This window comes from Nocardia sp. CA-129566 (assembly GCF_050956075.1).
In the GTDB taxonomy this organism is placed as follows: Bacteria; Actinomycetota; Actinomycetes; order Mycobacteriales; family Mycobacteriaceae; genus Nocardia.
The window spans coordinates 1,698,331-1,721,899 of record NZ_CP192085.1 but is presented as its reverse complement, the minus strand read 5'-3'; the positions used below and the strand labels follow the sequence as shown (position 1 = coordinate 1,721,899).

General features: G+C 64.8%; 27 protein-coding genes. 15 read left to right on the top strand and 12 right to left on the bottom strand.

The annotated features are described in order from the left end of the window. The 6 genes from ACQP0C_RS07850 to ACQP0C_RS07825 all read left to right on the top strand — a co-directional run bounded on the left by ACQP0C_RS07850 (position 1) and on the right by ACQP0C_RS07825 (position 5,350). Entirely contained in the window at positions 1 to 1,602 is a 1,602-nt protein-coding gene (locus ACQP0C_RS07850) for a trypsin-like peptidase domain-containing protein (protein ID WP_433731990.1), read from the top strand. A 55-nt stretch (positions 1,603 to 1,657) separates the two neighbouring features. Then, positions 1,658 to 2,074, top strand: coding sequence for a Sec-independent protein translocase protein TatB (tatB, locus tag ACQP0C_RS07845; RefSeq protein WP_433731988.1), 417 nt, complete (start codon positions 1,658 to 1,660; stop codon positions 2,072 to 2,074). A gap of 193 nt (positions 2,075 to 2,267) precedes the next feature. Beyond that, positions 2,268 to 3,122, top strand: a complete 855-nt coding sequence (locus ACQP0C_RS07840; RefSeq protein ID WP_433731986.1) for a hypothetical protein — start codon at positions 2,268 to 2,270, stop codon at positions 3,120 to 3,122. Between the two features lie 234 nt (positions 3,123 to 3,356). Beyond that, positions 3,357 to 3,917 carry a hypothetical protein gene (locus ACQP0C_RS07835; RefSeq protein ID WP_433731984.1) on the top strand — a complete coding sequence of 187 codons (561 nt, stop codon included), beginning with the start codon at positions 3,357 to 3,359 and terminating at the stop codon, positions 3,915 to 3,917. 43 nt (positions 3,918 to 3,960) lie between these two features. Continuing rightward, positions 3,961 to 4,179, top strand: coding sequence for a hypothetical protein (locus tag ACQP0C_RS07830; protein ID WP_433731982.1), 219 nt, complete (start codon positions 3,961 to 3,963; stop codon positions 4,177 to 4,179). Between the two features lie 94 nt (positions 4,180 to 4,273). Further along, a complete protein-coding gene (locus ACQP0C_RS07825; RefSeq protein ID WP_433731980.1) occupies positions 4,274 to 5,350 on the top strand; it encodes an XdhC family protein in 1,077 nt (358 codons plus the stop codon). Between the two features lie 9 nt (positions 5,351 to 5,359). On the opposite strand, the gene ACQP0C_RS07820 is transcribed toward ACQP0C_RS07825, so the two are convergent. Beyond that, a complete protein-coding gene (locus ACQP0C_RS07820) occupies positions 5,360 to 5,929 on the bottom strand; it encodes a Uma2 family endonuclease (protein WP_433731978.1) in 570 nt (189 codons plus the stop codon). 585 nt (positions 5,930 to 6,514) lie between these two features. Then, on the bottom strand, positions 6,515 to 6,781 hold the full coding sequence (locus tag ACQP0C_RS07815) for a hypothetical protein (RefSeq protein WP_433731976.1): 267 nt from the start codon (positions 6,779 to 6,781) through the stop codon (positions 6,515 to 6,517). 499 nt (positions 6,782 to 7,280) lie between these two features. On the opposite strand from ACQP0C_RS07815, the gene ACQP0C_RS07810 reads away from it, so the two are divergent. Further along, positions 7,281 to 8,168: a helix-turn-helix domain-containing protein gene (locus ACQP0C_RS07810; RefSeq protein WP_433731974.1), complete on the top strand. Its 888-nt coding sequence runs from the start codon at positions 7,281 to 7,283 to the stop codon at positions 8,166 to 8,168. Next, positions 8,165 to 8,377 (top strand): DUF397 domain-containing protein, encoded by a 213-nt coding sequence (locus tag ACQP0C_RS07805; RefSeq protein ID WP_433731972.1) that lies wholly within the window; start codon positions 8,165 to 8,167, stop codon positions 8,375 to 8,377. The genes ACQP0C_RS07810 and ACQP0C_RS07805 overlap by 4 nt, the downstream gene beginning before the upstream one ends. Positions 8,378 to 8,552: 175 nt before the next feature. Here ACQP0C_RS07805 and ACQP0C_RS07800 read toward each other — a convergent pair whose 3' ends face one another. Both ACQP0C_RS07800 and folP read right to left on the bottom strand, forming a co-directional pair. Then, entirely contained in the window at positions 8,553 to 9,494 is a 942-nt protein-coding gene (locus ACQP0C_RS07800; RefSeq protein WP_433731970.1) for a glucosyl-3-phosphoglycerate synthase, read from the bottom strand. Then, positions 9,491 to 10,375, bottom strand: coding sequence for a dihydropteroate synthase (gene folP, locus ACQP0C_RS07795; RefSeq protein ID WP_433731968.1), 885 nt, complete (start codon positions 10,373 to 10,375; stop codon positions 9,491 to 9,493). Before folP ends, ACQP0C_RS07800 begins: the two co-directional genes overlap by 4 nt. Before the next feature lie 627 nt (positions 10,376 to 11,002). Here folP and ACQP0C_RS07790 point away from each other — a divergent pair. From ACQP0C_RS07790 to ACQP0C_RS07770, 5 genes are all read left to right on the top strand, one after another. Further along, positions 11,003 to 11,215 (top strand): hypothetical protein, encoded by a 213-nt coding sequence (locus ACQP0C_RS07790; protein WP_433731966.1) that lies wholly within the window; start codon positions 11,003 to 11,005, stop codon positions 11,213 to 11,215. Positions 11,216 to 11,502: 287 nt separating this feature from the next. Then, entirely contained in the window at positions 11,503 to 11,664 is a 162-nt protein-coding gene (locus tag ACQP0C_RS07785; protein WP_433731964.1) for a hypothetical protein, read from the top strand. Positions 11,665 to 11,774: 110 nt separating this feature from the next. Next, positions 11,775 to 12,239, top strand: coding sequence for a hypothetical protein (locus ACQP0C_RS07780; RefSeq protein ID WP_433731962.1), 465 nt, complete (start codon positions 11,775 to 11,777; stop codon positions 12,237 to 12,239). 31 nt (positions 12,240 to 12,270) lie between these two features. Continuing rightward, a complete protein-coding gene (locus ACQP0C_RS07775; RefSeq protein ID WP_433731960.1) occupies positions 12,271 to 12,567 on the top strand; it encodes a WXG100 family type VII secretion target in 297 nt (98 codons plus the stop codon). A 41-nt stretch (positions 12,568 to 12,608) separates the two neighbouring features. Further along, positions 12,609 to 12,791 (top strand): hypothetical protein, encoded by a 183-nt coding sequence (locus ACQP0C_RS07770; RefSeq protein ID WP_433731958.1) that lies wholly within the window; start codon positions 12,609 to 12,611, stop codon positions 12,789 to 12,791. Positions 12,792 to 12,997: 206 nt separating this feature from the next. Here ACQP0C_RS07770 and ACQP0C_RS07765 read toward each other — a convergent pair whose 3' ends face one another. Genes ACQP0C_RS07765 through dapE form a run of 4 tightly spaced genes read right to left on the bottom strand, consistent with a single transcriptional unit; the run spans position 12,998 to position 17,316 of the window. Further along, positions 12,998 to 14,767 carry a long-chain-acyl-CoA synthetase gene (locus ACQP0C_RS07765; RefSeq protein WP_433731956.1) on the bottom strand — a complete coding sequence of 590 codons (1,770 nt, stop codon included), beginning with the start codon at positions 14,765 to 14,767 and terminating at the stop codon, positions 12,998 to 13,000. Positions 14,768 to 14,771: 4 nt separating this feature from the next. Continuing rightward, positions 14,772 to 15,374: a TIGR00730 family Rossman fold protein gene (locus ACQP0C_RS07760; protein ID WP_433731954.1), complete on the bottom strand. Its 603-nt coding sequence runs from the start codon at positions 15,372 to 15,374 to the stop codon at positions 14,772 to 14,774. Continuing rightward, positions 15,368 to 16,174 carry a TIGR00730 family Rossman fold protein gene (locus ACQP0C_RS07755; RefSeq protein ID WP_433731952.1) on the bottom strand — a complete coding sequence of 269 codons (807 nt, stop codon included), beginning with the start codon at positions 16,172 to 16,174 and terminating at the stop codon, positions 15,368 to 15,370. Before ACQP0C_RS07755 ends, ACQP0C_RS07760 begins: the two co-directional genes overlap by 7 nt. Positions 16,175 to 16,224: 50 nt before the next feature. Next, on the bottom strand, positions 16,225 to 17,316 hold the full coding sequence (gene dapE, locus ACQP0C_RS07750; RefSeq protein ID WP_433731950.1) for a succinyl-diaminopimelate desuccinylase: 1,092 nt from the start codon (positions 17,314 to 17,316) through the stop codon (positions 16,225 to 16,227). Between the two features lie 423 nt (positions 17,317 to 17,739). Between dapE and dapD the strand changes: the two genes are divergently transcribed. Then, positions 17,740 to 18,687, top strand: a complete 948-nt coding sequence (gene dapD, locus ACQP0C_RS07745; RefSeq protein WP_433734471.1) for a 2,3,4,5-tetrahydropyridine-2,6-dicarboxylate N-succinyltransferase — start codon at positions 17,740 to 17,742, stop codon at positions 18,685 to 18,687. A gap of 334 nt (positions 18,688 to 19,021) precedes the next feature. On the opposite strand, the gene ACQP0C_RS07740 is transcribed toward dapD, so the two are convergent. From ACQP0C_RS07740 to ACQP0C_RS07730, 3 genes are all read right to left on the bottom strand, one after another. Then, positions 19,022 to 19,633, bottom strand: a complete 612-nt coding sequence (locus ACQP0C_RS07740; protein WP_433731948.1) for a Pycsar system effector family protein — start codon at positions 19,631 to 19,633, stop codon at positions 19,022 to 19,024. Between the two features lie 230 nt (positions 19,634 to 19,863). After that, positions 19,864 to 20,253 (bottom strand): PPOX class F420-dependent oxidoreductase, encoded by a 390-nt coding sequence (locus tag ACQP0C_RS07735; protein ID WP_433731946.1) that lies wholly within the window; start codon positions 20,251 to 20,253, stop codon positions 19,864 to 19,866. A 48-nt stretch (positions 20,254 to 20,301) separates the two neighbouring features. Beyond that, a complete protein-coding gene (locus ACQP0C_RS07730; RefSeq protein ID WP_433731944.1) occupies positions 20,302 to 21,729 on the bottom strand; it encodes an acyl-CoA synthetase in 1,428 nt (475 codons plus the stop codon). 157 nt (positions 21,730 to 21,886) lie between these two features. On the opposite strand from ACQP0C_RS07730, the gene ACQP0C_RS07725 reads away from it, so the two are divergent. Further along, a complete protein-coding gene (locus ACQP0C_RS07725; RefSeq protein ID WP_433731942.1) occupies positions 21,887 to 22,735 on the top strand; it encodes an oxygenase MpaB family protein in 849 nt (282 codons plus the stop codon). 24 nt (positions 22,736 to 22,759) lie between these two features. Here ACQP0C_RS07725 and ACQP0C_RS07720 read toward each other — a convergent pair whose 3' ends face one another. Then, the gene (locus ACQP0C_RS07720) at positions 22,760 to 23,389 is read right to left on the bottom strand and encodes a TetR/AcrR family transcriptional regulator (RefSeq protein WP_433731940.1); all 630 of its coding nucleotides are present in this window, start codon (positions 23,387 to 23,389) and stop codon (positions 22,760 to 22,762) included. Between the last annotated feature and the right edge of the window lie 180 nt (positions 23,390 to 23,569).

The window sequence follows — 23,569 nt, the reverse complement described above, 5'->3', positions numbered from 1 at the left end:
GTGACCACCGAATCGACGAATTCCGGGCCGTCGGAATCGCGGCCCACCGCAGGCGATGCCACCGATTCGGCGGCCAATAGGGGGACGCCGGGTTCATCCACCCCGTCGGCTTCGCAGACTGCCAGCCCCCTGCGGCCGTCCGACGCCCCGGTGCTCGGACCGCGCCCGGTCTACCGGCCGCATGTGGACAGTCACACGGCGCGCGCGTTCCGCCGCCCCTCCGGCCAGGCCGGTTCGTTCTCCGAGCAGCCGACGGCCGCATCCGATTCCCAGCCCCCGCAGGTCGGTCCGGAACTGCACAACAGCCCGCCCGATGCCGTACTGGCCGAGGCCTTCGGGCGGCCGGCGGGCTCCACCGAACTGCTGCAACGTGATCCGGACGCCGCCGATCAGTCCGCGCCGGTCGCCGGTCCGGGCGATCCGTGGCGCGATCCCGATGCCGCCGCCCGCCTCGGCGCGCCCGCCGTGCCGACGCCGCGGCCCGCACCGCTGCCGCAGGCGCGGCAGCTCTCGGCCAGGGAGGTGCTGTTCGGCTCCCGGGTCGCGCCCAAGGCGCTGGTCCTGCTGGCCGTTGTCGCATTGGCCATCGGCGTACTCGGCGGCTTGGTCGGCAGGTTGACCGCCGAGGCGACCTCCCCGTTGACCTCGCGCAAGGTCACCTTGGACCAATCCAGCGAAATCGAACGCCCGCACGGCCTGATCGCCAAGGTCGCCAATGCGGTGCTGCCCGCGGTGGTCTCGATCCGGGTCACGGTCGGCGATAACGGCGCGACCGGCTCCGGTGTCGTCATCGACGGCGAGGGCTATATCGCGACCAACAATCACGTGATTTCGATGGCGGCACAGGACAAGTCGAACCGGGCCGCGATTCAGGTGACCTTCTCCGACGGCAGCCGGGTGCCCGCGCATATCGTCGGACGCGATCCGAAGACCGATCTCGCGGTGCTGAAGGTCGATGTGAAGAATCTCACTGTCGCGAATCTGGGCAAGTCCAAGGACGTCCAGGTGGGTGACGACGTGCTGGCCATCGGTTCACCGCTCGGCCTGAGCAAGACCGTCACCTCCGGCATCGTCAGCGCGCTGCACCGCCCGGTCGCGCTCTCCGGTGAGGGCAGCGATACCAAGGCCGTCATCGACGCGGTACAGACCGATGCCTCGATCAACCCGGGCAACTCCGGTGGCGCGCTGGTCGATATGGAGGGACGGGTCATCGGCATCAATACCGCGATCCGCAGTGAGACCGGCGGTTCGGTCGGCCTCGGCTTCGCGATTCCGGTCGATATGGTCACCTCCATCGCGCAGACGCTGATCCACAACGGACAGGTGCACCACCCCAGGATCGGCCTCAGCGCCCGCAGCAAGCAGGTGGCCAATGAGGTGATGAGCGGCGCAGCCGTCGCCGACGTGGAACCCGGCGGTCCGGCGGCCAAGGCCGGGATCGTGGAGAACGACGTCATCGTCAAGATCGGCGACCGCGAGGTGACCGGACCCGATGAGCTGGTGGTCGCGGTACAGCAGCGCAAGATCGGCGATACGGTGAACGTGCAGTTGATCCGCGATGGCAGGCAGGTGGACGTGCCGGTCACGCTGGAATCGGACTGAGCGCGCGCGGGAATCCGACGCGGCCCGGGGAACTATGCCCAGGTAGCCTGGACTCGTGTTCAGCAACATCAGCTGGGGCGAGATGGTTATCCTCCTCGTCGCCGCCCTCGTGATCCTCGGCCCGGAGCGACTGCCCGGGGCGATTCGCTGGACCACGCAGAGCCTGCGCAAGGTTCGCGACTACGCCAGCGGTGCGACCCAGCAGTTGCAGCAGGAACTCGGCCCGGAGTTCGAGGACCTGCGCAAACCGCTGGCGGACCTGAACGAGCTGCGCCAGATGTCGCCTCGTCAGATGGTCACCAAACACCTTCTGAATGGCGACGATTCGGTTTTCCGGGATTTCGAGAAGGCGATCCCGGATAAGCAGGACCTGCTCGGCACCAATAGCGGCATGCCGGACTACCCGATGCCCAAGCTGGAAAAGCCGTTGGAGCGCAACGAACGTCCGCCGATCGACACCGACGCGACCTGAATTGGCTGTTTGTCTCGCGTCCGAGCCGTCGAGACTCGCGCCTGCGGCGCATGCGCTTCGACGACTCGGACGCGAGATGGGCCGCGAAACGTCGCTCGTAGGACTCGCTCCGTGGCGGTTGCCAAACCTGGAAAGCGTAACTAAGTCAAGAAGACTAGACGCATCAGGGTGTCGAGATGTCTAGACTTCGCACATGTCGGCCGATGACGTGGCGCGCGTTTTCGCGATCGAAGATAAAGTCGAGCGACTCAAGGCGGCCACCGATGGGGTGGCGGCGGCCCAACAGACCATCAACGAACTGACCCGTATCCGCAGAGCGGTGATCAGGGAACTACATGCCGAGGGCTGGACCTTCGCCAGAATTGGTGCGGCGGCGGGACTTTCCCGCGCGCGGATCCATCAGGTGAGTACCCAGGGTCCGGCACCGGAAGGTCTGTTCTTCGGGCACGGGTCGCTCACGGTAATCGCTCCGGAGGTTCGTGGTGGCCGAGTGCTAGGCGCTCCGGACCCGAGTGCGGCGCAGCGACTGGTGGAGTTGCTGCGCGAGCTCGGCTTCACCGCGGCCGTCGAGCACTTCCTGCCGGGCCGACCCGTCGATCTGAATCGCGACGGATTGATCGTGCTCGGCGGGCCCGAACTGTCCCCCAGCGTGCGTCAGCTCATCGCGGCGGATCCGCGGTTGCGGCGCGCGGTGGCCAGGGCCGGGGACGCGCGGCGCGGCATCGAGGATCGCGCGGCCAGAAGGGTATACCGGCCAGGCGGCCCGGAACCGCATGACATCGCCTATATCGCCCGCCTCCCGCGCCCCGACGGCCGCGGTACCGCCCTGATCATCGACGGGCTGCATCCGCCCGGCTCCCTCGGTGCGATCCGTTTGCTCGCAACCAGATTGGCCACGCTGCACGAACGTGCCGCCACACATCTGTTTTCGGTGCTGGTCGCGGTGCGCTATGACCGTGCCACCGGGGAACCGGTCGATGCCGATCTGCTCACCCCGGTGTACCGGCACGACGCCGAACCCAGATCGATTCCGGGCCTCAGACGCTGAGTTGTTCGACTTCCGGACACCTTTTGGCAATCAAATAGCAGAGGGCGGCCGATGCGCGGCGGCGAGTCGCGCTGGGCCGCCGCATATTCGATGACACCCAAAGATCCCAGGTGGCCCATACCAGTTCGCAATGAAACCGTGATGTGTCACACGTCACCAATACCTTCCATCTCGACTCGACACCCGCGATGCTGAGTTAGCTAGTCGATAACCAACGATGGCAGGTAGGCCCGAATGAATGTTCCACGTCCGGCGCGAGCGGGTTCCGCGCCCATGGCTGCCCGGCCCGAACGCGGATCGGGCTCGGATCTCGTCGCGGGCGCTCCGGCGCGACCGGTGACCACCACCCACCGCGTGACCTACAGCGATCGACTCAAGGTCTTCATCGGCCCCGACGACACCGTGATCGATTTCCTGCGCCCGCTGCGCAGACTGGACGGCTACGACGCGTATTCGGTGAATCTGACGCGCTTGCCGTCCCCCATGCCCGCCGCGGAGATCACCGCGACGATCAGCGCCGCATCGGGTACGGACTCCGTGCATTGCGTCGGCTCGGCCGAGGTGCTCGCCATCGAACTGCGCACGACCGTCGACGGGACACCGCGCCGGTACCTGCTCGGCCTGCCCGGCGCTCGCCTCGGCTACCCGGGCGTCGATGTGCCGAATGGGCCCGATCTGCTGCGCGTGTACCCCGATGAGGTCTTCGACGCCGAATATGCCGCGCAGGTATTCGCGACCTACTTCCACACCGGCGATATCCCGGCGGGCTTCCAACTGCGCGAGGTCGTCGAATGACGTTCACGCGCAACTGCACCCGCAATGTCCAGAGGGTACGACGATGAACGCGATCGTGATCGTGAGTGTGGTGCTGGTCGTCATCGTGACCGCCGCGGTGGTCACCAGGCTGCTGCGGCCGCGCACCGAGCGCACCCATCTGACCGTCGCCGATCTGCAGGCGCGTTTGCAAGAGGAGGCCGAACGACTGCTTCCGGACGGTCCGGCGGCCGATTCCGACACCGAGCACGCCGTATCGCACGACCTCGGCCGCAGCGCATAAGAACTGGTCGGTAGCTAGGCTGGACGGCACTGCTGTCGTTCACCTCGGCCAGCATTCGGTTCGGTGAGGATCCGCTAGCGAAAGGATCGCGGCCGTGCGCACAATGCTCGAACAGATGGTGCATCTGGCCGATCGAGGGCCGGTGGCGCTGGCCCGCATCGTGGATGCGACCGGGCCCGGACCGCGCGAACCGGGCGCGGCGATGGTGGTCACCGCGGACGGCGAGGTGCTGGGGTCGCTATCGGGCGGTTGTATCGAGGCCGCGGTGGTCGAGTCGGCGCGGGAGGTGCTGGCCAATGGGCATGCGGTATCGGATCGGTTCGGATATGCCGAGGCCGACGGATTCGCCGTCGGCCTGACCTGCGGGGGTGAAATCGAGGTCTTCGTCGAACGCGTGGATGACACCCGGCTGTCGGTGCTGTCGGCATTGCGTGCGGCAATCGCGGCGGGCGAGCCGGTTGCGCTGGCCGCCACGTTGGCTGCGGTCCCGGACTGGAAGCTCTTGCGGCTCGGCGATTCCGAGCCGTGGCATGGCGTCGACCGCGATGCGCGAGCGCTCCTCGCCGCCGGACGCAGCGGTGTGATCGGCTCGGATGAATGCGAGACGGTCCAGGCGCCGCGCCCTCGCGTGTTCGTCCAGACCTTCGCTGCTCCGGCCCGCATGATCCTGGCGGGCGCCAATGACTTCGTCCGCGCCCTCGCCCGCATCGGCCGTCAGCTCGGCTATCGGATCACGGTCGTCGATGCCCGCGAAACCTTCGCCACCCCAGCCCGATTCCCCTCGGCACACGAGGTGGTCGTCGATTGGCCGGACCGGTATCTGAGCGCCGAGCACGCCGCCGGACGCATCGATGGGCGCACGGTGGTCTGCGTGCTGACCCACGACACCAAATTCGATGTGCCGATGCTGGTGGCGGCGTTGGGAATCGAGAGCATCGGTTTCATCGGCGCGCTCGGCTCCCGACGCACACATAGCGAACGCGTCGCGCGCCTGCGCACGGCCGGTGTCACCGACGATCAGTTGGCCCGCGTGAAAAGCCCACTCGGCCTCGACCTCAACGCCCACACCCCTGATGAAACGGCCATCTCCATCGCCGCTCAGATCCTCGCCGAACGCGGCGGTGGCTCGGCCCGGCCGCTCGCGCTGACAGACGGACCGATCCACCGTTGACTCATCGATCTATCCCCTAGCGCTTACCAGTGCCGCAAGATCCAACATGATCGTTGTATCGGCCAGGTCGAGCACCGCCAACCCGGACTTCTCACCGACCAGTTCGTACTCCCCGTTGATCAATCGATACGCCGTCAGGCTGACTGGGTCATCGAGGTCGAACAACCAGTAGTGCTCGATACCAACTTCGGCGTATTCGACCAGTTTGGTGACTCTGTCAGTCCGCTTCGAGCCGACCGACACCACCTCGACCGCCAAGAGGACATCCTCGGGATTCCAGCGCGGGCGATTCTCCTCGATCCCAGCAGCCGACACCGCGATAACGTCCGGCACCCGTACGGTGGTCGGTGGGCCGGGCTCGATCACGACCTCGGTCTCGGTCAGCACGCCGTAGCCTGCTGGTAGTTGAGGCTCCAACATTGCGGCCAGCCGCCAGATCGCACGCTGGTGCTTCGACATCGGCCTCGGTGACACAACGAGTACCCCCTCGACAAGCTCATAGCTACGGCTGTTGTCCTCGGGCAGCGCGATCCAGTCGTCCAGCGTCAGCAGATGATCCGGAAAGTGCACAGTAGTCACCATTACCTCCTCCCACCCCGATAGAGACCTTGCTCCAGTCTCCCATAGGTCAGTGCCCGAAAGCCGGAGCCTACACCGGTGTGGAGCCGCCCGATCCCGATCCGATATTCGTGAGCTATTTGCCCGCTTCCTGTGCTCAGGTGTTCGATGCGGCGCAGGATTTCGACGATGCGGTGTCTGGTGGCGTGGTGAACGGCGCGGGCGATTTGGTGCCCGTCGGTTCAGCCGCCCATTCAGTCGCTGCGGTCGCGAAGCGAGCCACGACCTCGACGGGCAACGGCCTTGCCGGACCGGCTGGAATACGTCCCGATGCACCCGGAACCCGTTGCGGCAGAGGGCTCTTCGCCGTGTCCGCCGATGCGGCGGATTCGAAGTTGTGGCGATCGAGCCACCGGTCGAGCCGATCCAGAGGCCCGCTGCACACAATCGCACCCGATCCATTGACAAGGTTCCAGCCGTAGGGCGGATTCGGCTCGCGCTCGACGCGATGGCCCGCACCGGCGGCATTCTCGATGGCGCACAACCGCTCTCGCATCGAGGGCAGCTCATTGGCGTACCGCTGGTCGCCTGGTGGCATTTCGAGGGTCACTGCGGGTACCTGGCCGTGATCGAGGACCGATACCGGGGAACCAACTCCATCCACAGGTCGTGGCGTACGGCATCCCATAGCCGCGCCAGCCTCGGCCACAATTCCCGTGCCTGGACCAGATCCGGATACGATCCCGGCCCGAACGTGACGATCGGCAGAACCTCAGATGTATTGTGTACGTTCATGATTTCGACCTGTCGTAGATGATTCAGTCGCCAGGTGGCCTGTATGCCATCGATCTCGGTCCGATGTATCTCGTCCATCTCGCCCTCCCACCTCGGGTCGATCGAGCTATCCGTTGGCCCCTGGACTACCGGAGTTGCCGCTGTCGTCATTCGATCCGCGTCAGGCTTTCGCCGTGCCGTAATCAGATGCCTTTGACGCCAACGTGTTTCGACCTAGTCGCGTGATCTCGTATCGCCCGCGCCGAGCTCCGGCCACAATCAGGTTCCGGCTGGCAAGGTTCGCCACGGCCTGGCGTGTGGTCCACGCGGTGAGACTCGCGGAAGTCTTGATTTGCTGTTCGCTGAGCATCCCTCCGCAGCTCAGCGCCCGCAGAACGCGCACTTGGGATACGGAGAGCTTTCCGTCTTCCTGGCCCATGGACTTATGGTGCTCCGCGCCTGCTGGATCGGGAGGGCCGAAACGGAAGGTCCGATCAAGTCGGCCATTTGCCCAGGGCCCGGGCCGGTCTCGTCGTAGCATGAGGGCCGAATCGGGCTGGTATCTGGGCCGTTTCGGTCGGGCAGGGGAAGGGGAGCAATGACAAAGGATGATCAACCCACGTCGACATTGCCTCGTCGACAGCTGGGCCGAGCGCTACGGGAGGCGCGAGAAGGTGCCGGATTCACGCTCGAGCGTGCCGCACAACTCATGGAGATGGGCAAGGCTTCGCTCGGCAGAATCGAGAAGGGGCAGAACGACAAGGTCAAGCTGCGCGATGTGGAGGCACTCGGCAACCTTTATGGCATCAGCCAGGAACAAATCGCGGAACTGAAAGCCCTTGCCCAGCAAACAGCGACGAAGATGTGGTGGCAGGCGCTGCGTCATCTGCTCCTGCCCGGATACAACACGTATCTAGGTCTCGAATCCGGAGCATCCGATCTCTACTTCTACCAACCTTTGATCGTTCCGGGGCTGCTGCAGACCAAGGACTACGCGACAGCCGTCGAGGGACCGATTCGTCCAACCGATACGGCGGCCGACATCGAACGGCGGATAACCCTACGACTGGAGCGGTCCGTCATCCTCACCCGCCACCACAGCCCAGTCCGGGCCGAGTTCATACTGCACGAAAACGTGCTGCATACGATCGTCGGTTCTCCTCGAGCAATGGCCCTGCAATGTCGACACATCGCCGACATGAGCACACGGGCGAACGTGACCGTCCGGATTCTGCCGCAGGCGGCGGGGCACCCGGGTCAGAGCGTCGCAACCCCATACATCATCCTCGACTTCCCGCTGGACAGCCGAGGGGCCACAGAGCCTTCCGTCGTCTACAGCGAAACCACAATTGGGAGAATGTTTTTCGAAGACAACGATGACATGAACCAGTTCCGTGTCATTCACGAAACCCTCCGGTGCGCGACGCTGGAGGAGCAACCATCGAGAAATTTGCTCAGGGACATAGCAAGGAGATACGACCAGTGACCATCGACCTAACGGGCGCACAGTGGTTCAAATCGAGCCTGAGCAGCGGCCAAGAAGCATGTGTGGAAGTCGCGTGGCTCGAGGTCGGACAAGTCGGTGTCCGCGACTCCAAGAACCCCACTGGTCCGGCTCTGGTCTTCACGCCCGGCGAATGGGACGCCTTCACGGCGGGTGTACAAGACGGCGAGTTCAACCGACCGGGCGCCTAGCCACTAACCGACATCGAGCGGCCTTGTTCCAGAAAAGGGCCGCTCGCGAATGTCTGGTTTGTTCTTCTTCGGTGGCATCGATAGTTCCTCTTTTAGTAGCGGCGTCAAGGCTCGCGGTAGCCGCAATTAGATGAACCCCGGGCGCTCGGAGCACCCGGGGTTCATCGTGGTTGGTTCAGGCCGCGGCCCAGGACGGGCGCAGCGTATTCATCGGCGGCCGGTCGACGAGCGATACCTCCGTGCTGTGCGCGGTGAAGGCATCGCCGATCAGCGGGAACTGGGTCAGCGCCGCACCGGAGTCCTGCACCCCGCTGCGACCGAGCACGGTGCCGAGGATCTGACGGCTCATCACCCCGAGATCGGCGAGCGGGCGGTTGCGGTGGGTGCGCACGCCCAGATTCACCTGACCGATGGCGGACAGGCCGAGGCGGTCGTAGGTGTCGAGGAGCAGACCGATCTCCACGCCGTAGCCGGGGGCGAACGGCACCGAGGTCAGCAATTCGCGAGTGCCCGCGTACTCGCCGCCGAGCGGCTGCAGCACCTGCGAGAGTTCCGGACGCAATGCGGCCAGCAGCGGACGGGCGACGAGTTCGGTAACGCGACCGCCACCGTGCGCGTCCACCGCACCCGCCTGCCGAAGCGGCCTGCGGTAGTAGGCCTTGGCCAGATGCATATCGTCGACCAGCAGCAGCGGGCCGAGCAGTTTCGGCACGAAGGCCGGATCCGGGTCGATGAGATCGGAGTCGACGAAGGCGATGAGATCGCCGCTGGTCACGGCCAGCGACCGCCACAGCACCTCACCCTTGCCCGGCATCGGCTCGAGTTCGGGAACGGCCTGTTCGCGAGTGATCACCTCGGCGCCAGCGGCCAGCGCGCGTTCGGCGGTGGCGTCGGTCGAACCGGAATCGAGCACGATCAGCTCATCGACCAGGGTGCCGAGCAGCGGCCGAATGCTGGCCACCACATCGGCGACGGTGTTCTCTTCGTTCAGTGCGGGCAGCACCACCGAAACGGTGCGTCCACGCTTGGCGGCGACGAGTTCGTCGACCGTCCAATCGGGGGCGTCCCAGGTATTGGTCGTCGCCCAGACGGGGCTCTGTGGGTGATGGAAATTCATACCAGACCTCGCAGGGTTCGTGCGGGGGGCCGGATGCCCTGTATCGCGGCGATCATGTCCACGACGCGCCGCGTCTGGGCAACCTCGTGAACTCGGAAGACTCGGGCGCCGGCGGCCGTCGACCATGCTGTTGCTGCCAATGTGCCCTCCAACCGTTCGGATAGACCGACACCTAAAGTCTCCCCGATAAAATCCTTGTTGCTCAGTGCCATCAAGACTGGCCATCCGGTATTTACAAGAACGTCTATTCCCCGCAACAACTCGAGCCCGTGATAAGTGTTTTTGCCGAAATCATGGGTCGGATCGATCAGAATCGAATCCCGCCGAACCCCGGCCGCGGCCGCATCTTCTGCGGCGCGCACCACGGTTTGCGCTACTTCTGCCACCACATCGGCGTAGCGCACCCGATGCGGACGGGTGCGCGGGACCGCGCCGCCGGTATGGCTGCACACGATGCCGACGCCGCGATCGGCGGCCACCCGTACCAGATCCGGATCGGCGCCCGCCCAGGTGTCGTTGATCAGATCCGCACCCGCGGTCACCGCGGCATCGGCCACCTCGGCGCGCCAGGTATCGATGCTGATCAGTAGCTCCGGATATTTCTCCCGGATTGCCGCGACGAAGGGGACCACCCGGCGGATCTCTTCCGCCGCATCGACCAGAGTGCCGGGACCAGCCTTCACCCCGCCGATATCGACCAGGTCGGCACCCTCGTCAACCGCCCGCGCGACCGCGTCCATGGCGGCCGCATCGGTGAAAGTGGCGCCCTGGTCGTAGAAGGAATCAGGAGTGCGGTTGACGATGGCCATCACCAACGCCCGATCCGTCGCCACCGGCTTGCCGCACAGAGTGGGAAGCGGCGCTGCGGTGGAGCTGAACATGGCTCCGACTGTAGCTCCCCCGCCTCCCCGAATATTCAGGCCATACAAGTAAGTGCCACTCGGCTCTCGTACAGGCTGATCGCAGTTCGCCCCGCTCAGCGGGAACCCGGTCGGGATGCTCGGGGCTTCAATGGCTTCGGGCTCACCGATCGGGCCGGTGCTCCGGCCAACACCGCAGGCCCAGTACCCGAATCACTTCACCGCGACTGAGCCTGCGGCGTTTCGACCAGTGTCCGAACTTCACGCTCCCGGACCCCTGCCTCAACCCAGCACACTGCCACTCCGATGTGACATGTCAAGCGGTGGTGAAGATCCTCGGATCCGCCCGACCCATCTAGGTAGGTTGGCGACTCATCGGCAACCGGGGCGATTTCCCGTCGTCCCGTGGATGTGCCGGAAGAATACGTGACGACCACGCCGCAGGAGTGGACGCGCGGGAACTAGGCGTGCCGGACGGGTAGCCGAACCGGGGCCCCGTGTGGTCACACTCCCAACAAAATCTCAACTAACTTTGCGGCCTCCCGCTATACGGGCGGCGCTCCCACATCATGCGCGCCGCGAATAGCCGACCCCCAACGCACAGTCCTACTAGCCAAGTTCGGCAGGAGCTCTACGGAGAAATCAATCGTGATCCCGCGCGCCAACCGATTCGATATCTCCACGCTCGCCGAGTGGCACTCTGAGTTCGCAATCGACTTCGGAGAGGAGATTCGACGGATCGCATGCCAGCCGCTGCGCCAGCACCCGGATGGGCAGTTCGGCGGGCGGCTCGTTGAGCGCCCCAGCAGCTTCGCCGTCGTCGTGCTGCCAGTGGGAACCGTAACGACATCATCCAGCTGAATCCCGCCGCTCACGGCTTCGGTCTCGGCGCTCTCGTTGGCCGATGATACGCACCTTCGCGTGCTGCACACGTTCACACGGCCGCGAACCCACTATGGCGCCACGCTGGCATCCGGCAAGCCTACTCAGCCTCGCCTGCTCGATCATCTGCCATCGCAAACTCATCCTGAACCGAGTTCTCTAATAATTCCCTAACGGTTACTTAAGGAGCACTGAAGATCCGCTTCCTACACTCGTTTTCACCGATCAAATCCGATCGGCGCTCTCGGCGCGAAGGAGAGATGACCATGACGGCACGGCTCGGACGCGGCAGCCGCACCGTCACCGTGCTCATCGGAACGATGCTCGCCGCGGTGGCGGGTTTGGTGGTGGCGGGGACCGTCGGCGCCCAGCCACCGCACGCAGCGCTTGGTCCAGCCGCGGCGTGGCCAACGAGATCGGGCCGCTGATCGTCGGCTGCGAAACACCGTGCGCCTCGGCCAATTCCGCCTGCAGGGTCGCCGCCCCATAAGCCACGCCGAGAGTCAAACCGGTTGTCCCAGCGGCTGAATAAGCCTCCTTGTCGAGTGAACAGCCATTGTCGGTCGGCCGCATCGAACACACCGACAGCGCTGTGCGCCGACTTCCACACGTCTACGGCGAAATCCGGCCGAAGCGAATCGACAACCAGACCCGAAGGGAAGTAACGATGAGGGAATACTACCAAGGTGATCCGCAGGAGCTGATGCACGGCGCAGTGAAAATTCGAGGGCTCCATGATCAGCTGGTTGGACTTAGGTCGCAATTCCAGAATGCACACAATGGCCTGACCGAGAACATTCAGACCGACCATTTGGGCAGAGTCCGCCAAGAATACGGCGACAATGTGTTAAGTCAATGGAACGATCTGCACGGCTCGTTGCAGCAAATCTACGAAACACTGCAGAAAAGCGGCGTCAATATGGCTGAAGTTGATCGGAGGGGTGGAGCGAAGTTGATGGTCAACGATCCGGGCGGCGGTCGGATCAATTTGTCCGGCATCTAAATATACACATCGAAGAAATGGACGAATAACCATGGTTATGAGGGTAAATTTCCAAGGGGTCGACCAGCACACCGCTGCGACCTTCGATGCCACTGGCCTCACGCACGACACCCTGGGGCAGCTCTTGCGACATGTGAACGAGATAAGTGACATATATCAGAGCAATGGATCCACTGCTTTCAAGGACGCCCATGTCGGTTTTCACACGCATTTGACACGGCTTGTCGATAACCTCAATGACCACACCAACGCGCTTAACGACGCGATTGTACAGTTTCGACAAGTAGATGACGAGAACGGTATGAGGTTCAGGGTGATCGGCGCCTAGGATTGCGATCCATCGACTCGTGCCCGACAGTGCTCGGACTGTTGCCGAGTATCGCGCACCCCGAGGATGGGAACGGCCAGGACGGCGCCGTGATCGAGCAGTTCACCGAGATGGGCGTCATTGCCGATGGTCACGTGCACCCGATAGTCGAGCGCTGGCTGCAGAACCTCGACCGGCCGATGGAACTGGCCGCGGTGATCGTCGACGTCGGTCTGAACCGGTAGATTCACGCGATGCTTCGGCTGTCGCTGGTGCGGGCCGACGATATCCGCGTATGAACATCACGGCCCCTGTAGGCCTGTTGCCGAATTTGTGGGGTCAGTTCAGGTTCGTGGTCGTGTGTTGATGGTTGCCCGGCCGCGGACCCGGCAACCATCAGGTTGCTGGTAATGGAGTTACCCATGTGCTCACGAAATCAGTCGTCGCGTTGTCAACTCCTGGGCGCACGCGCCGCGGCGACGTCGGCGGCGTATCCGTCATAAGCGGGAACGTAGCCGTCGGCGCGGCCAGCCAGGACATACAGCGTGCTGTCGGGGTCGCTGGCATAGCCCTGTTTGCGGAGTTCGACCTTGCGGCTTTTGAAGGTCGAGGTCTGTTCGAGTTCGGCGACGACCCGGATGAACAGCGGCACCGCATAGCCGGGCAACCGCGAATAGGCCAGTTCGGCGAGCGCGCGGCCGTCGAATTCGGCGCCCGGATACAGGGTCACCGCCGCCATGCCCGCCTTACCGTCGGTGCCCGGAATATCCACACCGAAGACGACCGCCTGCGAGATCGCATCGGATGCGGTCAGTGCGCCCTCGACCTCGGTAGTGGCTACATTCTCGCCCTTCCAGCGGAAGGTGTCGCCGAGCCGATCGACGAAGGCGATGTGGTGCCAGCCCTGATCGCGGACCAGATCCCCGGTGTCGAACCAGATATCGCCGTCCTCGAAACCGTCGCGCACCAGTTTCGCCTCGGAGGCCGCTTTATCGGTATAGCCGTCGGCGGGCGAACGGTCGGTCACCTTGGCCAGCAGCAGGCCCACGCCGCCGCCCGGTACCCGACGCAGCCGACCGTCCCTATCGCGCTCGGCCTTTCCGGTCGCATCGTCGTATTCGACGATGGCGTAGGGCAACGGCCCGAAGCCCGCGGTGCGATCCACCCCGAAGGCGTTGACGAAGGCGATATTCACCTCGCTCGCGCCGTAGAACTCGACGATCCGGCCGATGCCGAAACGGGTCTTGAACTCATCCCACAGCTCCGGGCGCAGACCATTGCCGACGGCGAGTCGGACCCGATGCTGCCGGTCGGTCGGCTTGACCGGCTGATTGAGCAGATAGCGGCATAGTTCGCCGATATAGATGAACGCGGTCGCCTGCTCGCGGATGATCTCGTCCCAGAACCGGGAGGCGGAGAACTGCCTGCCGAGTGCGTAGGTGCCGCCCGCGCCCAGGACCGCCGACAGCGCGACCGTGAGCGCGTTGTTGTGGTAGAGCGGCAGGCAGCAGTACAGCGTGTCGTTGCCGCGCAGGCGAATTCCGAGTCCGCCGAGTCCGGCCATACTCTTGGTCCAGCGCAGATGCGTCATCACACTGGCCTTGGGCAGTCCGGTGGTGCCGGAGGTGAAGATCAGGAAGGCGCGTTCCTTCGCGGTGATCCGCGCACAGATCGGCGGGTCGGCTGGGTCGGCGTCCTCGGCCGTTTTGTGCAGATCCTGCGAAAAGAGCACATTGGCAAGGGGTTCGGCGAGCGAGTCCAATGCCTCGCGGCATTCCTCACCGACGACGTTCAGCACGCTGTCGAGCAGTCCGAAGCTGTGGGCGAGCACGTGGTCGCGCTGGTGGTGGTTCAGCAGGCCGACCGTGGCACCGAGTTTCACGGTGGCCAGCACCACGAACAGGGTTTCGGGGCGGTTGGTCATCAGCACGCCGACCACGTCGCCGCGCCGCACACCACGGTCGGCCAGTACCCGCGCGTACCGGTTGACCTGTGCGTTGGCCGCGCCGTAGCTGAAGGTCCGGCCCTCGAACTTCAGGAACGTCCGGTCCGGATGCCGATGCGCATTGCGTTGGAAGTACAGCCCGACCGAGGATTCGGTATCCGGCTGCACCAGCATGCCGAGTGCGCCACGCAGCATCGATGGCGCATCGAATGCCATGCGCGGCAACTGTTTTGCGATATCGAACAGGCTGACAGTGGCGGGGGCTTCGATGCTCACTGCGTCACATCTCCTCGTCGAGCGTGGTGGCGTGCTCCGGTGCCGGCTGTTGTGGCACATCGGGTCGAAGGGCCGCGAAGGCCGTTGGCAGATCCTCGACCACGGTGATCCGGGCCTTGGCCGACTCGGATACGAACTTGCGAGCGTAGAGCTCGTCCAGCCAGTCGAACAGACCTCGAAAGAAACCGTTCGGATCGAGCACGACCACCGGCTTATCGTGCTGGCCCAGATAGCCGCCGGTCCAGGTTTCGAAGAATTCCTCGAGTGTGCCGATGCCGCCGGGCAGGGTGAGGAAGGCGTCGGCGCGATCCTCCATGACCTGTTTGCGCTGGCGCATGGTGTCGGTGACGATCAGCTCGTCGGCGTCGACATCGGCTACTTCCTTGTGCACCAGATGTTTCGGGATCACCCCGATGGTGTGCGCGCCGCCGGCGCGGGCGCCGGTCGCGACCGCGCCCATCATCGAGACGTGACCACCACCGGAGACCAATTGCCAACCGCGCCTAGCGATTTCGGTGCCGACCCGGGCGGCCAGTGCGAGCAGTTCGGGTTCGCCGGTGCTGGCCGAGCAGTAGACGCACACCGCGTACCCGCGCTCACTCACCACTGGTCCTCCGTACCGATGGCCTCGACGCCATTATTCGACTCCGCGGCCGACAGGATGATCTGTACGACCTCCTCGACACTGTCGGTCACATGCAGCAAACCGAGATCACCGGGTGAGATCTTGCCGGAGCCGCCGAGCGAATCACGCAGCCAGTCGACGAGTCCGGCCCAGTACTTGCTGCCGAACAGGATGATCGGGAAGCGGGTGATCTTGCGGGTCTGCACCAGGGTCAATGCCTCGAACAGTTCATCCAGGGTGCCGAAACCGCCCGGCAGGCAGATGAATGCCTGCGAGTACTTCACGAACATGGTTTTGCGGGCGAAGAAGTAGCGGAAGTTGATGCCGAGATCGACCCACTCGTTGAGGCTCTGCTCGAAGGGCAGCTCGATGCCGAGTCCGATCGAATAGCCGCCCGCCTCCGATGCGCCGCGGTTCGTGGCCTCCATAACGCCGGGACCGCCGCCGGTGATCACCGCGAATCCGGCCTGTGCCAGCGCGCCGCCGATGGCCATGGCGGCCTGATACTCCGGATGACCCGCCGGAGTGCGAGCCGAACCGAAAACCGTGACCGCGCGCGGCACTTCGGCGAGCGCACCGAAGCCCTCGACGAATTCGGCCTGGATACGCAACACCCGCCACGGATCGGTATGCACCCAGTCACTGGGGCCGTGCTTGTCGAGGAGGTTCTGGTCGGCGGTGCCGCCCGGCTTGCGATCGCGGCGGAACATGATCGGTCCGCGGAATTTGGGTGTCGACTTCGGCGTGCTTGCGATCTCGTTGTCGGCGGCTTCGGTGGACATGGCGCACAGGCTACCGGGCTGGCCCGGTTCGCGGCGGCCCGTGCCGGAGTTCAGCCGACCGCACCGGTGAGGTAGCCGCGCAATACCTCGGCGACCGAGGTGATCTGGGCAACCGGAACGTGTTCGTCGCGCTTGTGCGCGAGATTGGGGTCGCCCGGCCCGAAATTCACCGCCGGGATGCCGCGGGCGGCGAAGCGCGCGACATCGGTCCAGCCGTATTTGGCGCGCACGCTGTCGGCGCCGACCACGGCGATGAGGTCCTTGGCGGCGGGCGCGGAAAGGCCCGGCAGCGCGCCCGCGGCGGAATCGGTGAGCTCGAAGTCGAGTTCGAGTCCGTCGAATACCGCGCGCACATGTTCGGCCGCCTGCTCGACCGTGCGGTCCGGGGCGAAGCGGAAGTTCACGACCACCTCGGCCTCGTCCGGAATCACATTGCCCGCCACCCCGCCGCCGATGTGGACCGCGGACAGGCCCTCGCGATAGACGCAGCCGTCGATGTCGACCTCGCGGGCCTTGTAGTCGGCGAGCCGCTGCAGCGCCGGGGCCAGCCGGTGAATTGCATTGTCGCCCTTCCAGGACCGCGCCGAATGGGCCCGCACCCCCGTGGTCGTGAGGCGGAGGCGAAGGGTGCCTTGGCAACCCGCCTCGATGACGCCGCCGGAGGGTTCACCGAGGATCGCCAGATCACCGACCAGCCAGTCCGGCAGCTCGCGCTCGATGTGATTGAGGCCGTTGTACTTGGCCGCGATCTCCTCGCAGTCGTAGAACATCAGCGTCAGATCGTGCACGGGTTCGGCGACGGTCGCGGCCAGATGCAGGAATACCGCGTCACCGGATTTCATATCGACGGTGCCGCAGCCATAGAGCTGGCGCTCGCCCGCCTCGTCCACGAACCTGCTCGGGACATTGTCGGCAATGGGCACGGTGTCCAGGTGGCCGGCGAGAATGACCCGGGTCGGCCGCCCCAGATCGGTGCGGGCCAAGACGACATTGCCGTGCCGCAGCACCTCGAACCCCGTGGTCTGCTCACGCAGCGCCCGCTCGACGACATCGGCGATCACCGCTTCGTCCCGCGAGACGCTCGGGATATCGACCAGGGCAGCGGTGAGGGCAATGGGGTCGGCGCGCAAGTCGATGGTCACGGCTGTCAGCCTACGGGCGCAGGGTTGGTCTCCGGTTGCGCCCGTCGCCATCAAGGTGCCGTTCGTGCGGCTCGACACCTGCGCCGATCGGCATCGGGCTCCGCATCGGGCGGGCGCATGGAGATCGGCCGCGTGCATACCCGGTTATGGGGCGATCCGGCCGATACCGAGCTGATCGAGGCGATCGGCGTCCAGGCCACCGCCGCGGCGGCCGTATCGAGTTTGCGCGGCAGTACTTTCGGACGCTTCGGCGGTCGGCCGATGGAGATGAATACGGCTGTGGCCGATAGCGATCAGTGGCAGCGCGTATTCGGCATCGATGTCGAGGAGATCGACCAGCCGGCACCACGGGGTTGGCATCCGCTGGGGCCCAGGTCGACGTGGCTCACCATGGGCGACGGCGGGTGGGTAACCTCTGTTGACGTGAGCATTCAGGGAGCAGCAGCAGTCGGTATCGCCAATGTGACCGCGGACGGGACCGTATTGGATACCTGGTATCCCAATCCGGAGTTGGGCGCGTTCGGTGACACGGGGACGAAGCGGCTGGATGAGGCACCTGCTGAATTCAGCGCACTGCTCGGGTTCGACGAGGCGCGCGGTGTGGATGTGATCGCGGTGCGGACCACGATCGCCGATCTGTCCGCGGCGCCGGTCGACGCGCACGATGTGTACCTGCGGCTGCATCTGCTCTCGCATCGGCTGGTCAAGCCGCACGAGGTGAGTTTGGACGGGCAGTTCGGGCTGCTCAGCAACGTGGTGTGGACCAACCATGGCCCGGCCGCGGTGGAGGGCTTCGAGGCGACCCGCGCCAAGCTGCGCGCGCGCGGGCCGGTCACCGTGTACAGCATCGACAAGTTCCCGCGGATGGTCGACTATGTCGTGCCGTCGGGTGTGCGCATCGGTGACGCCGACCGGGTTCGCCTCGGCGCGCATCTCGCCTCGGGCACGACCGTCATGCACGAGGGCTTCGTGAACTTCAACGCCGGCACCCTCGGTGCCTCGATGGTCGAGGGTCGCATCTCCGCGGGCGTCGTGGTCGGCGACGGCTCCGATATCGGCGGCGGCGCCTCCACCATGGGCACGCTGTCCGGCGGCGGCACCACCATCATTTCGATCGGCGAACGCTCCCTGCTCGGCGCCAACTCCGGCCTCGGCATCCCGCTCGGCGACGACTGCGTGCTGGAAGCGGGTCTCTACCTGACCGCCGGCACCAAGGTCACCGCCCCTGACGGCACGGTGGTCAAGGCCGCCACCCTCAGCGGCCAGAACAACCTGCTCTTCCGCCGCAACTCCACCACCGGCGCCGTCGAGGTCGTTCCCCGCAAGGGCACCGGCATCGAACTCAACGCCGACCTGCACGCCAACGACTGAGCTCGGCTCGTCCGCCTCTCCGAATCTTCAGGCGCCGGCCCCAGGCGCGACAAGAGTGACATTGGCGGCCGAGGCCGGCGGCGGTCTGCGGTGTCGCCGGGCTCTACTTCACCAACCACTCACTGCAGGCGACCACCGTCCAGAACGACGCCACACGCCGTGTTGCGCTCACGGACCAACTGCGATAGCTCGGCAGTCGCCTCATTGGATAAAGGAGATCTGCATCCGATGTGAGTTTCTCGAGTCCAGCACGCTCGAGACCCGCGCCTACCGTGACTCTCGAGCTGACCAGCCAAAGGGTTCTTACAATAGGCCGGTTCACCAGTCGTAACCCCTACTTGGTCAAGAAACTCAGCACAAGAAAAATCATCGCAGCAGCGGCGAACCCCAGCGAGTACTGGATATAGGTGTGCTTTTTCCAGGCAATGCCACTGACCCGATACAACTGCTCTGCTAGGGCAGGAAGAACCTGCTTGGACCTGAGTTGCTTCTCTACATCCTCAGCATCGAGATATTTGCGAAGGTTGCCGAAATAAATGAAATTCTTCTCAGTTACCGGGCCCCGCATTTTGGGAAGTATGACGCCGACCGCGAACGCTGCTGAGGCTGCCAACAGCACCAACCCGACGATATAACAGAAACGCGAAAATCCGCCCAGCCCGGCGAAGAGCCCGCCGTCTTTCGACAGAGCAAGGACGCTACCGAGCACAGCGGCATCGAGGGTGAAAGTGAAAGACGCCTTGAGGTCGACCTTGCCCATCCAGTCCATAATCGCGGTCTGGATCCGCCAGGCCGTTTCCACAGGATCCGCATCGAGCGTTTCATTGTCAGACTTCGCAGCAGATGCCCGGTCAACCAGCGCTGGGCTGGGCTTTGGGTTCGGGTGGCTCTTTCTATCTTTGTCGGTCTGGGGTGTACCGTCGACCGGGTTCGAGTCGTCAGCCATGAGCCCGTCTCCTTTTTGATCGCCACAGAGTAGATAAACGCGCTTGTTGCAGAGCAATAGCTACAAGCTATGATCCTCTATTGGCCAGGAGTGCGTAGACGATTAGCCGCCTCCTTTCCCCCTGGGCCCCAGGGCTGCCCCTGGGGTGCGCATGCGAGATCAGTTGCTGGATCTATCCGGACCACCACGTCAGGGGAGGTCTGGGCCGAATGTTGCTCCGAAACAGACCGCTAAGCGTGGGTGGCGCCAGCTTCTAAGCCGAAGGCAATGATTCGGGTGGGGTGGATGCGGATCATTTCGCGGGCGACGCCCTGGATGTAGGGCTCGACATCGGTCAATTGTTCTGCGGTGCCGCGGATTTCGAGGCAGCGCACGCGCCAGGGCTGGACCGAGGCGATATCGTCGACCACGAAGGCGACGCGGTTATTGGTGGCGATATTGCGGAACTTCCAGGAGTTACCCATATTCCAGCCCGCGATATCGATGGTGCCGAGTTCCGCGTTGTAGTGGAAGCCGACGGGGCTGTTCTGCGGCGAACCGTCGGGGCGCACGGTCGCCAATCGGCCGAGTCGCTGCGTGTGCAGATAGTCGATCTGTTCGGAGGTCAGTGCTTCGCTCATGCCGCGACCGTAGGACCTGAACTTATGTTGAGGTCAAGACCCCGCCGCTCAGCCCAGCAGCTTCTTCTGCACCTTCCCCATGGCATTGCGCGGCAACGCATCCACCACGCGCACCTCGCGCGGGCGCTTGTGCACCGAAAGTTGCTCGGCCACATGCTCGATGAGGTCCTTCTCGATGGAATCCGGTACGGCACCGCGCAATACGACATAGGCGACGATGCGCTGCCCCAGATCGGCATCGGGGAGCCCGACCACAGCCACCTCGGCGACCTGCGGATGTCCGAGCAGTACGGTCTCGACCTCCCCCGCGCCGATGCGGTATCCACCGGATTTGATGAGGTCCACCGATTCCCGGCCGACAATGCGATGGAAGCCGTCGGCATCGATGGCCGCGACGTCACCGGTCCTGAACCAGCCGTCGTCGGTCCAGCATTCGGCGGTCGCCTCGACCCGGTTGTAGTAGCCGTCGAAGAGCATCGGACCGCGGACCTGCAGACCACCGATGCTCTCACCGTCATGCGGAACGTCCGCGCCGACCTCATCCCGGAGCCGGGTCTCGACGCCGGCGACCGGAGTACCGACCCAACCCGGGCGGCGTTCCCCGTCGGCGCGGGTGGACAGCGTGATCATCGTTTCGCTCATGCCATACCGCTCGATCGGGGCGTGTCCGGTGAGTTCACGCAGCCGCTCGAAGACCGGCACCGGCAGCGGCGCACTGCCCGAGACGAGCAGTCGCGCGTCGGCCAATCGCCTTGCGGCATCGGGATCTTCGACAACACGCGACCATACGGTCGGCACACCGAAGTAGAGCGTGCCGCGAGCTCGCGCATAAGCCTGCGGTGTCGGCTTACCGGTATGGATCAGCGGGCTGCCGACCCGCAGCGGTCCCAGCAGGCCCAGGATCAGCCCGTGCACATGGAATAGCGGAAGCCCGTGCACCAGTACATCATTCGACGTCCAGGCCCATGCGTCGGCGAGCGCGTCCAGCCCGGCGGCGATGGCGCCGCGGTTGAGCACGACTCCCTTGGGCAGACCGGTGGTCCCCGAGGTGTAGAGCACGAATGCCGGTGTGGCCGGATCGGGTTCGGGATAGGAATGCCAGGAGCGGGCGTGCACACGCACCGGTACCTTCGGCAGTTCCGAGCCCTCCGGCGCGTCACCGAGCCAGGCCTGCGCACCCGAGTCGGTGAGGATATGCGCGAGTTCGGCGGTCCCCGAATCCGGTGGCACCGGCACCACCGTCACGCCCGCGATGAGGCAGCCGACGACCGCGAGCACCGTGGTCACGGTCGGCCGGGCCAGCACCGCCACCCGATCCGCGCGCGCGATGCGCTCGGCGACCGATGTCGCGGCGCCGAGCAAATCGCTGCGCGACAGGGTGACCCCATCGATGGTTACGGCATCCGGGATATCCGCCCCCGCGGCGACGGCGAGCGGGTTGAGCGAACGAAGCAGCAACTGCGGATCGAACGACATTCGCTCACGCTACTTCGGCGCGACCGCACCGCACGACGCTGCCCCTTGACCGCAGCCCCTTGACAGCAGCACGACGGCCCTGATGACGGTTGACACACCCATGAGGCGGTGAGAGTGTTAACCCATATCCTTCTCAACGATGAGAACGGGGTCGATAATGACCAGTCCACTTCGAAAGCCAGCGCCGAACGCCCGGAACGGCTTCGATATCGAGCAGTACATCGACGGTGTCGCCGCCTTCTTCGGCGGCACGGCGAATGTCATCATGCAGCTCAGCACGCTGCCGGTCGGCTATGGCGTGCTGGAGAGCACCGTCGACAGCGGCAAGGTCATGCTGCATCCGGTCAAGCGGTTGCGTACCACCCTCACCTACCTCTCGGTCGCCATGCTCGGCACCGAAGACGAACGCGCCGCCTACCGCGACGCCGTGAACTCCTCGCATCGCACCGTCAAATCGACCGCGGCGAGTCCGGTGCAGTACAACGCTTTCGATCCGGAGCTGCAACTGTGGGTCGCAGCCTGTCTGTACTGGGGCGCCCGCGATATCTACGAGCGCATGCACGGCCCGATGCGCGACACCGAGGCCGAGGCCTTCTACTACTACAGCGCCCGACTGGGCACCACCCTGCAGATGCATCCGGGGCTGTGGCCGAGCGATCGCGCCGCATTCGACGCGTACTGGTCCGAGCAGCTCGCGAAAACCACCATCGATCCCCCGATCCGCGAATACTTCAACGAACTCATCGACCTGAAGATGCTCCCGCTGCCCGCCCGCCTGCCCTTCGTCCGATTCCACCGATTCGTGGTCACCGGCCTGCTGCCCGAACATCTGCGCGACCAGATGGGTATGACCTGGACCGCGCGCGACGATCGGATCCTGGCCGCGATCCTGCACACCGCGGGTGCGGTAACCGCGCGAATGCCGAAGCAGGCCAGGATGTTTCCGATCAATGCCTACCTGTGGGACATGCGCGTGCGCAGACGGTTCGGACTGCGCCTGGTGTGACCACGGAGCCGACGGGTGGGTGAGCTACAGCCGGAACGAAACGACCACATGGTCGCGGGCGAACTTCCGGATCGCCGCGTCATCGTCGAGCGGGAGCACCGTCTGCGGCGTCAGCGCCAATGACAGCGCCGTCCGGGCGATCATCTCGGCGAGCGGCTCCGGGTCGTAATCGGGCAGCTTGCCCTCGTCCTGCAGCCGGGTAATGAATTCGGCCAGGTAGTCGCGCCCGAGCTCGAGGATCGGCGCACCCTTGACCGTGAGATAGGGCAGCACGATCTCCGGCTCGGTCTTCAACAATCGTTCGAGCAGCTTATTGCCGCGCAATCCGTTCAGGAACGCGACGAACAGTTCCACGATCTGCGCCTCGGCGCCGGCATCGCGATCGACCTGCCGCTGCTGCGCCGCATCCACCTCCTCGACGAACTGGCGCGCCTGCCGCATCCCGACCGCCTGAATCAGATCGGATTTGCTGGCGAAGCGCCGATAGAGCGTGGCCAGCGAAAGGCCGCATCGCCGCGCGACCTCCACCATGCTGGTCCGCTTGATGCCGAAATCCAGGAACGCCAGCAGAGCGGCGTCCAGTACCCGCGATTGATTGCGGTCCTCCGGGCCGGTGCTGCGCACCAGGGCCAGCAGTCTGGTCAGACTCGCCATAATTTCCCACCCTATTCCTATCCCCTGACACAATGACACCGCCAGCATCGCATGCCATCAGCCGCCGCTGCCCCTGAACGCCGGGAAAGCGTGATTGACAGCACGTCGACGCGATGAGAAGGTCTATGCCGAACCTTCTCATCGCTGCCCATCGCCAGGGCGGCCACAGAAAGGCGAGGT